General features: G+C 48.5%; 9 protein-coding genes and 1 pseudogene. 4 read left to right on the top strand and 6 right to left on the bottom strand.

The window, feature by feature from the left end:
• Window positions 1–9: 9 nt before the first annotated feature.
• The 6 genes from V6C93_RS18405 to V6C93_RS18430 all read right to left on the bottom strand — a co-directional run bounded on the left by V6C93_RS18405 (window position 10) and on the right by V6C93_RS18430 (window position 4,770).
• A complete protein-coding gene (locus V6C93_RS18405) occupies window positions 10–1,446 on the bottom strand; it encodes an FAD-binding domain-containing protein (RefSeq protein ID WP_333478124.1) in 1,437 nt (478 codons plus the stop codon).
• Between the two features lie 4 nt (window positions 1,447–1,450).
• A complete protein-coding gene (locus V6C93_RS18410; RefSeq protein WP_333478125.1) occupies window positions 1,451–2,290 on the bottom strand; it encodes an ADP-ribosylglycohydrolase family protein in 840 nt (279 codons plus the stop codon).
• 374 nt (window positions 2,291–2,664) lie between these two features.
• Complete coding sequence (locus V6C93_RS18415) at window positions 2,665–3,213, bottom strand: NUDIX hydrolase (RefSeq protein WP_333478126.1); 549 nt, start codon at window positions 3,211–3,213, stop codon at window positions 2,665–2,667.
• Window positions 3,214–3,273: 60 nt separating this feature from the next.
• On the bottom strand, window positions 3,274–3,786 hold the full coding sequence (gene folK, locus V6C93_RS18420; protein WP_333478127.1) for a 2-amino-4-hydroxy-6-hydroxymethyldihydropteridine diphosphokinase: 513 nt from the start codon (window positions 3,784–3,786) through the stop codon (window positions 3,274–3,276).
• A 216-nt stretch (window positions 3,787–4,002) separates the two neighbouring features.
• Window positions 4,003–4,458: a CAAD domain-containing protein gene (locus V6C93_RS18425; protein ID WP_333478128.1), complete on the bottom strand. Its 456-nt coding sequence runs from the start codon at window positions 4,456–4,458 to the stop codon at window positions 4,003–4,005.
• 141 nt (window positions 4,459–4,599) lie between these two features.
• Window positions 4,600–4,770, bottom strand: a complete 171-nt coding sequence (locus V6C93_RS18430; RefSeq protein WP_333478129.1) for a hypothetical protein — start codon at window positions 4,768–4,770, stop codon at window positions 4,600–4,602.
• Between the two features lie 40 nt (window positions 4,771–4,810).
• Here V6C93_RS18430 and V6C93_RS18435 point away from each other — a divergent pair, with 40 nt between their 5' ends.
• The 4 genes and pseudogenes from V6C93_RS18435 to V6C93_RS18450 all read left to right on the top strand — a co-directional run bounded on the left by V6C93_RS18435 (window position 4,811) and on the right by V6C93_RS18450 (window position 11,703).
• A complete protein-coding gene (locus V6C93_RS18435; protein WP_333478130.1) occupies window positions 4,811–5,686 on the top strand; it encodes a WD40 repeat domain-containing protein in 876 nt (291 codons plus the stop codon).
• 173 nt (window positions 5,687–5,859) lie between these two features.
• The gene (locus tag V6C93_RS18440; RefSeq protein WP_333478131.1) at window positions 5,860–8,262 is read left to right on the top strand and encodes a serine/threonine-protein kinase; all 2,403 of its coding nucleotides are present in this window, start codon (window positions 5,860–5,862) and stop codon (window positions 8,260–8,262) included.
• Window positions 8,263–8,372: 110 nt separating this feature from the next.
• Window positions 8,373–10,493: a serine/threonine-protein kinase gene (locus V6C93_RS18445; protein WP_333478132.1), complete on the top strand. Its 2,121-nt coding sequence runs from the start codon at window positions 8,373–8,375 to the stop codon at window positions 10,491–10,493.
• 253 nt (window positions 10,494–10,746) lie between these two features.
• Window positions 10,747–11,703 (top strand): annotated as a pseudogene (locus V6C93_RS18450) (formylglycine-generating enzyme family protein).
• Window positions 11,704–11,791 lie beyond the last annotated feature (88 nt).

The following is an 11,791-nucleotide window of genomic DNA, read 5'->3' on the forward strand; positions in this document are numbered from 1 at the left end:
TGGGAATTGTTAACCGCTACCCACTTTCTGCTGCTGATAACGCTCTTTAAACTGGCGTTGTTGTTTGTTGTGTTCCACAATCGGCGCAGGATAATTATGGGCGTGACGCTCAAGAGGTGGAATATTGCCGCTAATTAGGGATGCTGTATCGAGCGATCGCAGTTCGGGTAGCCATTCTCTGATATATTCACCGTCCGGGTCAAATTTTTGAGCTTGACTGGCAGGGTTAAAAATCCGTAGGGGTTTGGGGTCCATGCCACTGGACGCACTCCACTGCCAGCCTCCGTTATTTGCCGAAAGGTCGGCATCATATAGCTTTTGCATGAAGTATTTTTCTCCCCACTGCCAGTTGATCAGAAGGTCTTTGGTCAGGAAACTGGCAACAATCATGCGGCAACGGTTGTGCATCCATCCCACTTCATTCAGCTGACGCATGGCAGCATCGACAATGGGGTAGCCGGTTTTGCCCTCGCACCACGCTTGGAAAAGCTGTTGGTCATTGTCCCAAGGAAAGTCTTTGAAGGTATCCCGATAAGGCCCATCAGCGAGTTCAGGAAAGTGATACAGCGCGTGTTGATAGAACTCCCGCCATGCTAATTCCTTTTGCCATGCCTGGATGCTGGAGCGGGCTTCATCACTACGGCTATTTTCTAGGGCTGTCTGAGTCGCCGCCCAAACTGTACGAATACTGATCGCACCAAATTTTAGCCCCGCACTGAGTTGAGATGTTCCATGAACGCCTGGGAAGTTTCGCTGTTCTTCGTACTCGGTAATGGCATTAGCGCAAAACTTCTCCAACTTTTCTTGTGCCGCTTCTTCTCCTGGTGGCGTCAGCAGTTCATTTTCCCAGATAAATCCTAAATTCTTGGCGGTTGGTAGCGGGATAACTCCGGCTTGTCGTGCGCTCTCCTGTTCTTGCTGGCTGAGTCCCTCGGCCTGTTTGAGGGACTCTACACGGTTAGCTTTCGCTTGGCTACTCCAGTTTCTCCAGAAGGGAGTATAGACTGTGTAAGGCTCCTGCGATTTCGAGCGAATTTCTTCCGGGGAATGCAGCAGCTGATCCCAATGGTTGTGTACCTCAATCCCCTTTTCTTGGAGAGCCTCAGCGACAGTGCGATCGCGTTCTCTAGCATACGGCTCCACGTCCCAATTCCAGAAAACGGCTTGGGCATTGAGTGCTGCGGCGAGAGTTGGGAGCGCCTGAGACGGGTTTTCGTGCAAGACTAGCAATTGGCTACCTGCTTGGGTGTAGCTCTTTTGCAGTGACTCCAAACAGCCAATCATGTAAGTCACTCTTGCCGGAGCCACGTCATCTCGTTCTAAGATGTTGGGGTCAAGACAGAAAACACCTACCACCTTTTTGCTTTTTTGTCTAGCGGCAGCGAGTCCAATATTATCCGAGATGCGTAAATCCCGGCGGTGCCAGAAGAGAATTAAATTTGACATTCAATTACTGTGACAAACTGATCAACCGTCGGTCAAGGTCAATCAGGTAATCTCTGCCGTAGGTGCCATTTTCTAAACCGTCGATGAGATGATGGGGAAGGTCTTGGGCAATTTCCTCGCTACAAGAACCCGCAGCAAGTGCGATCGCGCCTACTGTATCCACGTCCCCAGTAAAGGCGATGCAATCCTTAAGAAGTTCGCTCAAGGAATCATTTCTCATCACAGCCGTAATCGCCGCCCGGACACTCATCCATCCTTTTGAGCCTACCTTTCCCTGCCACGGTTTTGACCATTCACCTGATACATGAGCGTCTAGAAACCGTCCTAATTCCTGCTTTGACCCCAACTTATAAATAAAGTAGTGGGACATTAAGGCTGCTGCGATCGCCGCGTTAATTCCATCGGGCGTGTTGTGCGTAATCGCGGCTTGGATGGTTGTCGCTTCAATCACCTGCTCAATTGTTGGTAAAACCCCAATGGGAGCCGCACGCATCGCCGCACCACTTTTGTCACTCGTCCAATTGATCCCCTCTAGAAATTGCTGTCCAGTCTCGACTTGTAGCAAAAATCGGTAAAACTTTCCCGCATAACCTTCTCGCTGATCGCGTTTAAAGGTTGTGACGAACCGATGAGCCAGAACTTCAGGTGTCCAAGGTTCCCCAGCCACCAAAGTTTCTGCGATCGCAAGGCTCATTTGGGTATCGTCCGTATAACTACCCGGTTTAAGTGGATGACGGGGATGCTGTATGTATTGGCTCAAATCATTGTAACGCTGAACCAATTCACTATCCGCGTATTCAAAACCCGCGCCGTAAGCATCCCCAATTGCCAACTCCAGCAACATTTTATTAACTGACCTTAGGAATATCTTCTTTGTATCAGACTCTGCTGGTCATTAGACCTGTTTTGAAAGTCTCCTTTCATCCTGGAGTGTGAGCGGGTACGCTCATGAATGTCTCTTGCAAAAGTAAATTTTTGCCCCCCTAGCCCCCCAATTCTGGGGGGAACATGAGTTCAAAGTCCCCCAAAATTGGGGGATTTAGAGGGCATTCTAGGATTGATGCAAGAGGTCTATTGTGAGTAGAAAGAGAAAGAACTGTCATCCTGCTGCAAAAACTCTGCGTACCTTTGCGCCAACCTCTGCGTACTTTGCGTTAAATAAGCTGATTTCGGCACAGTCCGCCAGCCATACACGCTTTCAACAGGAGAAATTCTGCCTCATTTTAAGAAAGGACGTGCCAGGAAAAAGCTAGAAATCGACTTAGCATCGATAGGTTCCCCTGCCAGGATAGCGTCCTCTAACTCCTGAGGAGTCATCAACACATTTTCCATATCTTCATCAGCATCTTGGCTTGGAGGCGTTTCGAGTTTTTCCAAATCCTGAGCCAGAAAAGCGTAAATCAATTCATCCGAATAACCAGGCGCAACCGGAAATTGACCTAATTTTTGCCATTTATGGGCGCGATAGCCAGTTTCTTCTTCAATTTCCCGCTTGATTGTCTCCTCTGGAGCTTCATGGCGTTCTACAGTCCCCGCCGGAAACTCTAAAAGACGGCCTTGAAGGGCAAAGCGATATTGTCGTAATAGCACCAGTTTGCCGTCTGGGGTCACTGGTACCGCAAGAGCACCACCTGGATGACGAATACATTCCCAATCTCCCCGTGAATTGTTGGGAAGACGGAGGTTGCTGACTTCAAAACTAAATTTACGACCCTGGTAGACTAGGCGTTGTTTCAGTAATTGAGGGGGTTCGCGACCTATTAGCATAAACAGTTCAACGATTGAAGTTTGGAAGGTTCAAAGCCTGAAAAGCTTGTCGATGAACCTTTAGATTGAAACTCTACGGACTCCAGAACAGTCTACCCTTTGTACAAGTTGTGCGATCGCTTTTCCGGAAACTGGCTCAACCCAATCAGGAGCAATTTCCGCTAACGGCACCAAGACGAAAGCCCGTTCTATCATTCGAGGGTGGGGTAATTGCAGGGAGGGAGTTTCTATGATTAAGTCATCAAAAAGCAATAAATCGAGATCGAGGGTTCTCGGCCCCCAGCGTTCTTGACGGACTCTACCAAATTGAACTTCAATTTTCAGTAAAGTTTCTAACAATTCCTGCGGTGTGAGCTGAACCTCCAGCAAGGCACAGCCGTTGAGATAATCAGGTTGTGGCGGCCCAACGGGTGCAGTTTGATACCAGCTAGACTGCGCTTTCAAGGTAATTCCTGAGGTTTGAGCAAGAATTTGTATCGCGTTGTCTAGGATGGTGCGGGAGTCGCCCAGATTGCTGCCAAGAGCGATCGCAATCCGCTCACTCTTAGCTAACGTGTATTGTGGAGATTTCATTGGGGATGGAGGCTTACGACGCTAGTCGTTGTAATGCAACAAAGGCATATTCAGCCAGAAGTTGCTTAACGACTGCCACTTAAATGCCATTATCGTTGGCTATGCGGCTAAGGGGTTGATGTTGCCACGACTGACCCACATTGCGCCGTAACCCCCTGAGTGTGCCCAAAAAATCATTGGGCTTAGTTGTTGGTGAGGAGTCGAAGATTTAGCTTGTTAGCTGTCTGTGCCCAAGAACTGGTTTTTCAGGCTGGTAACTTGGTCAGAGAGTTCTTGGCGGTTAGCAGCGGTTAGTAAGTAGCGGTAGATAAACCAAGCGGTGTAACCGATGCCAATTAGCTCCAAGGTGGGTGCTATCAAAGGAATATCATTGATCGCATCCAGCAAAGCCAGTGTCAGTTTGACTGTAACCAAGGCTCCCACAATTAAGCCAATGGTTCCTAGGGGACCCTTGTTTTCTCCGAAGAAGCGGGTTACGTAAGCTGGCAAAGTTTGTAGGAATGCGGCTACTCGCTCTCCATACTGCTTCCATTCAACATTCGAGGATTCCGTTGATGAATTTTGGGGCAACAAGCGTTTCGTACCTCCATTACTAATTTCTATGACTTCTGGTTGTTCAACTTCAGGGGCTGTAGACTCTGGCGAGTCTGGTCTGATCGTTTCAGGATTCATAATTGATTCTCGGTAATGACCAATGAAAACTCTTGGCTGAGAATGTCCTTACTATCATCAGAACGTTAGTCCTGTTGTCAAATAATTAGGTTATATTTTAGACCGAATAAACACTCTCAGCTGAGCCTCTCATCCTCAGTTTCAATCCGTCCGAAAAAAACGCCATGCCCCTAAAGAGCTATATTCCCCAGTGAGCCGTGAGCCGTGAGCCGTGAGCAGTAAGCCGTGAACAAAAAACATATCACTGTTTGACTGACACCACCAGAAAATGGTAATTAGCTGGTCGGAGTTGAGTGGCTCTGCTGCTAGCAATGCCTAAACCCGCCTATTGGCTAATCACAGGGCAAATTTTATGGAACTGGAACATATACTTGGGCTTTGGCTTGCTGTACCCAGGGCTTCTGTATACTCTGTAGTCGTAACACCCGATGGTCACTCTGTAGTCAGCGGTGGCGCAGATAAGACGGTTCTCGTGTGGGATTTGCACACAGCTAAACAACAGTGTCTTCTGAGGGGACATTCGGATTGGGTTTATTCTGTTGCTGTCACTCCGGATGGCGAGACTATCGTCAGTGGCAGCTTGGACAAGACTATAAAAATCTGGAACCTCAGGAGTGGGAAAGAAATTCGTACCCTCCAGGGACATTTAGATACTGTCTGTTCTGTTGCGATAACGCCCGACGGACAACGAATTATCAGTGGCAGCAAAGACACCACGATTAAGGTATGGGACTTAAACAGTGGACAAGAGATTCGCACTCTTACCCCTCACTCCGATTGGGTTTATTCGGTTGCGCTGACGCCGGATGGTCAGACAATAGTGAGTGGCTGTGCGGATGGTACGATTCAGGTCGGTGATATCGGTAAACTCACAGGTCATACCGCCAGTGTCACGTCTGTTGCTATTACACCAAATGGGCAGCTTCTGGTTAGTGGTAGCATCGACGAAACGATTAAGGTGTGGGACTTGGCGACAGGTCAACAACGATACAGTATCACAGCTCATTCTGGTGGTGTGACCTCTGTTGCCATTACTCCAGATAGTCAGAAAATAGTTAGCAGCGGGAATGATAAAGCCGTCACTATATGGGATGTAAAGACTGGCAAAAAAGTTCATAAATGTACGGATTATGTTGAAGCCGTTTTATCCGTCGCGCTTAGCCCCGATGGGCAACTGATTGCCAGCGGTAGCCGTAACAGTGTGATTAAGTTATGGAAAATGCCTTGATAGTTCTACAGCAATCAAGGACGTGAGATTTTTGTAGAGTGCGATCGCCTCACCTCTCAGAATTCAGCAAAATGCATAAAATTAGGCCAAACCTTGGCAATTGGAAAATTCGCTTGCCAAATTAGTGTAGGTAAGGGATTTGCTGCCCACCCCACTACCACAACATCAACGCCATGCTGGGAATCACACTGAGTGGTCGCTACAAAATCGTCAAACACCTTGGAGGTGGAGGTTTTGGTCAAACCTATCTTGCCGAAGACTTACAATTACCTGGCAACCCACTATGTGTGGTTAAGCAGCTCCAACCCCAATCTACCCATCCACTGGCGTTAAAGATAGCAAAACGTTTATTTGATAGAGAAGCCCAAGTTTTGTACAAGTTGGGTAACCATGACCAGATTCCCCGGCTTTTGGCTCACTTTGAGCAGGAGCAAGAGTTTTATCTAGTTCAAGAATTCATTGAAGGTCACGACCTCAAGCAAGAACTACAACTAGGTAAGCGGTTAAGTGAAACCCAAGTCATTGCCATCTGCCAAGAACTATTAAACATCTTAGAGTTTGTCCATCAGCAAGAAGTAATCCACCGTGATATCAAGCCAGCCAATGTCATCAGGCGCAAGCATGATGGCAAACTGGTTTTGATTGACTTTGGAGCGGTTAAAGAGGCTACAACTCACAGCGTTAACTCTGAAGGGCATAGTGGTTTAACTGTGGCAATTGGTTCACCCGGTTACATGCCAAATGAGCAACTCAGAGGCAAACCCCAATTTTGTAGCGATATCTATGCGGTGGGAATGCTGGGTATCCAAGGACTTACAGGGTTTCTGCCAAGCCAGTTGCCAGAAGACGCCAAGACGTGTGAAATTATTTGGCGTGATAAGTGGCACCCCAATAAACTGCCTCAACAGGTACCAGCCAACTCTGAATTAGCAGACGTGTTAGATCAAATGGTGCGCTACGACTACCGCCAGCGCTATCAAACTGCAACAGAGGCATTACAGGCATTTCAGGGGCTAACCGATGCTTACTCGTCCTCAACAACCGCCGCTGCCTCTGAATATCCCCTTCCCGAAGCGGCTGACCCGTTTGAATCAACTGTAACGTACCCTAGATCCGCACAAGTACTCGGTTTACCGTTGAACAGCACGATGGAAGCGGCTGACCCGTTTGAATCAACTGTAACGTATCCTCAACCCGCACAAGTGCCCGGTTCACCGTTGAACAGCACGATTGAGGTCAATGAACCCACACAAGCGCAACATTCCCAGCAACTGCCAATTCCAGATGCCTCGGCAAATTTATTGAACACACAGGTTGGTAACGAGACGGCTGAGCCTTTGATTTCTCAGTCCCGGAAGAAATCTTCTCGGTTGATGGCAATGGGGGCGGGTATTGCCGCAGCTCTAGCTCTGGCAGTGGGAATCTCCCACATTCAACAAAATAATGCGAAGACGCCGGAAAACGGGAACGCGGAGCAGAAGATATCCCAAGTGGAGCCTGCAAAACAGAAGTCTCAAGGGTCTCAATCTCAAGCTGAATCAGCCAATTCAGTAGCTCCATTAGAGAAGGGGTTGCAATCTGCTTCTGAAATATCTCCGCGTCCCCCCATCTTGGCATCCCCGCCTGTCTTGCGCGACACATCTAATGCCTGGAATAACTCAGAAAAAATTGCCTTAGCTAGCACCCTCATGGGTCATTCACAGAAAGTTCGCTCCATTGCCATCAGTCCAGATGGGCAGTTGTTAGCTAGTGGCAGCGAAGACAAAACAATCAAAGTATGGAATCTTCGCACAGGACAACTGCTGCGTACCCTCACGGGGCATTCAGAGGGCATTCGTTCCGTTGCTATCAGTCCGGACGGTAAGCTATTAGCCAGTGGCGGTGATGACAAGACGATTAAACTTTGGAATCTTGATACAGGAAAATTGCTGGGTACCCTCACGGGACATTCAGACATCGTTCAAGCTGTTACCATCAGTCCGGACGGCAAGTTGTTAGCCAGTGGTAGTAATGACAAGACCGTCAAGCTGTGGAATCTTGATACTGGAAAGGAAATCCGCACGCTGACTGGTTTTTCAAAATATGTAGTTTCCGTCGCTATCAGCCCTGATGGGCAGACTCTTGTTAGCGGTGCCGAGAAGCTCTACCTGTGGAATCTGCCCACTGGTAACCTGATTAGAACCATCCCGAATCCTTCAGCTAATGTCGTTGCTTCCCTCACCATAACGCCGGATGGTGAAACCCTTATTAGTGGCGGCAATTGGAATAAGTTTAGTCTGTGGAATCTACCCAATCTTGTGAAAGGTTGTAAAGGAATACAGCCATGCCGCCCTACACACATCCTCTCACATAGCGGCTGGGTTGACGCCCTCGCCATCAGCCCGGATGGAAAGACTTTAGCGACGGGTAGCGATCGCGAAAATACAATCAAGTTGTGGAATGCATCAACAGGAGAACCGAAATTTACCATCTCTAACCGTTTAACTTCGGCTGAGGCACTCGCTTTCAGCCCTGATGGTAACAGCCTTGTGGCTAACGGTGAAGATGGAAAAATTGAGATTTGGCGATCGCGTTAGGGTAGGAAATGTGAGCGCGTCAAAATACCTATCTTTGTGGTCTGGCTGGGATATGTAAACTGCAAAAGCTAAAGCTCTTTTAAATAACTAGGGACAGCGCATCAATAACCATGTTGGGAAAAACTCTAAGTGGTCGCTACCAAATTGTCCAACACCTCGGAGGCGGCGGTTTTGGTCAAACTTACCTTGCCGAAGACTTACAACTACCCAGCAACCCCCTGTGTGTCGTCAAGCAACTCAAGCCTAAGTGTATTGACCCATTGGCTTTACAAACCGCAAAGCGTTTCTTCGATACGGAAGCTCAAGTTCTGTACAAGTTGGGCAATCATGACCAGATTCCCAGACTTTTGGCTCACTTCGAGCAAGAGCGAGAGTTTTATCTGGTTCAGGAATTCATTGAAGGTTACGACCTCAAGCAAGAATTACCACCGGGTAGGTGCTTAACTGAAGCCCAAGTGATTGTTCTATGTCAAGATATCTTGAAAATACTAGAGTTTGTCCATCAGCAACATGTTATTCATCGCGATATAAAACCTGCCAATATCATCAGACGCAAGCAAGATGGAAAGCTGGTTCTGATCGACTTTGGAGCCGTTAAAGAAGTTACGACTCAGGTCATTAACCCTTCAGGGAACACCAGTTTTACAGTAGCTATTGGCTCACCGGGCTACATGCCTAACGAACAACTTGGCGGCAAACCCCAATTTTGTAGTGATATTTATGCGGTTGGGGTACTCGGTATTCAAGCACTGACAGGATTATCTCCTACTCAGCTACCACAAGACCTCAAGACGAGTGAAATCCTCTGGCGCGATAAGTGGCAGCACAATACGCCGCCCGAACAGGTACAAATCAGCGTTGAGCTGGCCAATGTTTTAGATAAGATGGTACGCTACGACTACCGCCAGCGATACCAAACGGTAACAGAGGCACTGCAAGCATTTGAGCAACTGACCCTTGCTTACTGTGGTTCAACCACAGCTTCTATTTCTCCAGTTCGCTTCACGGCATCGGCTGACCCAGTTGAACCCATCGTTATTTCTCCTCAGTCTCCTCTAGTTTCCAATGTGCCGACAGAGGCTATTGAATCCAGAGAATTGACACATGGGCTATCCTCCCAACAGCAGCCAAGTTCAAAGGCTTTGGGAAATTTATCAGAGGGGCGAATTCGTGATGAAGCGATCGCACCTTTGGTTTCTCCGTCCCGCAAGAAATATCCTAAATTGATCGCGATTGGTGGAGGTATTGCTGCTGCCGTAGGTCTGACCTTTGGTATCTACTACGTTCATGGATTAATCATATCATTTGCAGAAAGTCAATGGGCACAAAAGATATCACTCTCAAACACTATTGCTGGAGATTCATCCTCCATTAGTCCTGTAGCTATCAGCCCAGATGGCAAAACTCTCGCTCGTGGGAGTGAGGATGGGACAATCAAACTGTGGGATTTACAGACTGGGAAACTGAGAAATACACTGAAGAGACCTCCATCACCCGATAAGCGTTCACAATCAGTTAGAGCGATCGCATTCAGCCCAGATGGTCAAAGTCTCGCTAGTGGGGGTAAGGATAACGGTATCAAGATTTGGAATCTCGGCACTGGAACATTAGTCCACACTTTTTCCGAAAAATCTTGGATTAGCGCGTTAGCGATTAGCCCCGATAGCCAGACGCTTCTGGGTGGCGATGCCGACGGCTCTATAACGATTGGGAATTTGAAAACTGGCGAACTCCAGAACTTTTTTGCTGAACATTCCACCATCGTTAACTCCCTCGCTATCAGCCCAGATGGGCAAACCGCTGTTAGCGGTAGCGATGATAAAACCATCAAGGTGTGGAAAATAAAGACGGGGCAGTTAATTCGCAAGCTTACCACCTCTGATTCTCGCCGTGTCTTTGCTGTTGCCATCAGTCCCAATGGAAAGACAATTGCCAGTGGCAGTGAGGATGGAGTCATTAGGCTGTGGAATCTGGACAGTGGAAAACTCATCCGAAACTTGCCAGTTGGTTCAGCGTCCATTAATGTTGTCGCCTATAGAGCCAATGGACATACTTTCGTGAGTGGCAGTGATGATGGAAGCATTCGGCTATGGGATGTCACGACAGGAAAGGTGCTGCGGACTATGCCAGGGCATTTAGAGTCGGTTTATTCCCTTGCCTTTAGTCCGGATGGGCAGACACTTGTGAGTAGCGGCAAGGATGAGACGATTAAAATTTGGCGAGTGCCATAGCCTAGATATTAGAAACTAACCCACATTAGCCATGAGTCAAACCATGCCACCTTCAGGAGAGGCTGACCATCATCTGCCTCAACCGAGAACTGATGATGTCGTTTTGGGAGGTGCAGCACCACCCTCAGTAGGCGGTGTTGTACTGGGTGGATTGGAAGGAGTCAAGAGGCGCTTGGCTGCGGCTGCGAGCGAGCAGCGACTAGCTGCCCTTCAGGACGCACTCAAGTATGGGGAAGCTGGCTTGGAGTTGGTGATGTTGGGGTTAGAGGATGAATCGCGGCAAGTGCAGTATGCTGCCTTTTCCTTGCTGGCAGCCCAAGACTCGCCAAAGGTAAAACAGAGGCTAAGAAATTATTTACCCTGGTTTGAATTTGACGTGGTAACGGTAGACGCACAGGGGCGAGAAAGCAGCCGTTACCGGAACCAAGCTCAATATTTTCCTGAAGACTTGGGTAACGGGCTATTTTTGGACATGGTATCGATTCCGGGCGGCACCTTCCTGATGGGTTCACTGCATACTGAGAAGGGGCGCTCCCCCTGGGAAAGCCCACAACATTCGGTCACTGTAAAACCCTTCTACATGGGCAAGTTTCCCGTGACTCAAGCACAGTGGAGAGCCGTAGCTGCCTTACCCCCAGTCAGTCGTTCCTTACATCCCGAGCCATCTAAAGTCACAGGCGATAATCTGCCTGTACAGACAATATGCTGGGAGGAAGCTGTCGAATTCTGCGAGAGGCTGTCACAGAAAAGCGGACGCACCTATCGGTTACCCAGCGAGGCGGAATAGGAATATGCCTGTCGTGCCGGAACCACGACGCCCTTCCACTTCGGCGAGACAATTACCTCTGATTTAGCGAACTATAACGGAAGCCATACCTACGCTTCTGAAGCACAGGGAACACGACGAGGGAAAGCCACCCCAGTGGGCAGTTGTCAAGTTGCTAATGCCTTTGGGTTATACGATATGCACGGAAATGTTTGGGAATGGTGTGCTGATCCTTGGCATAGCAATTACCAGGGTGCGCCATCGGATGGCAGGGCTTGGGATAGTGATAGTGATAATGGTCATCGTTTAATGCTAATGCGCGGTGGTTCGTGGCTCAACCGTCCTTGGTACTGCCGTTCTGCGTATCGCTACCACTACGATGCGGACAGCAGGTACGATAACCTCGGTTTTCGGGTTGGCTGTGCTGCGGCGAGGACTTCTTAACCCTTTACCCTCTAGCCCTTTTGCTCTTTTCCCTTTCTTCTTTTCCCTTTGCGAGCGAAGCGAGCTTAATTTTTTTTGAAAAAGGGAT

The organism is Allocoleopsis sp., from assembly GCF_036703385.1.
Lineage (GTDB): Bacteria > Cyanobacteriota > Cyanobacteriia > Cyanobacteriales > Coleofasciculaceae > Allocoleopsis.

What these genes read in the sequence shown, in the direction of transcription:
- V6C93_RS18405 (WP_333478124.1), bottom strand. Translation starts at nt 1,446, where the DNA reads ATGTCAAATTTAATTCTCTTCTGGCACCGCCGGGATTTACGCATCTCG.
- V6C93_RS18410 (WP_333478125.1), bottom strand. Translation starts at nt 2,290, where the DNA reads ATGTTGCTGGAGTTGGCAATTGGGGATGCTTACGGCGCGGGTTTTGAA.
- V6C93_RS18415 (WP_333478126.1), bottom strand. Translation starts at nt 3,213, where the DNA reads ATGCTAATAGGTCGCGAACCCCCTCAATTACTGAAACAACGCCTAGTC.
- folK (WP_333478127.1), bottom strand. Translation starts at nt 3,786, where the DNA reads ATGAAATCTCCACAATACACGTTAGCTAAGAGTGAGCGGATTGCGATC.
- V6C93_RS18425 (WP_333478128.1), bottom strand. Translation starts at nt 4,458, where the DNA reads ATGAATCCTGAAACGATCAGACCAGACTCGCCAGAGTCTACAGCCCCT.
- V6C93_RS18435 (WP_333478130.1), top strand. Translation starts at nt 4,811, where the DNA reads ATGGAACTGGAACATATACTTGGGCTTTGGCTTGCTGTACCCAGGGCT.
- V6C93_RS18440 (WP_333478131.1), top strand. Translation starts at nt 5,860, where the DNA reads ATGCTGGGAATCACACTGAGTGGTCGCTACAAAATCGTCAAACACCTT.
- V6C93_RS18445 (WP_333478132.1), top strand. Translation starts at nt 8,373, where the DNA reads ATGTTGGGAAAAACTCTAAGTGGTCGCTACCAAATTGTCCAACACCTC.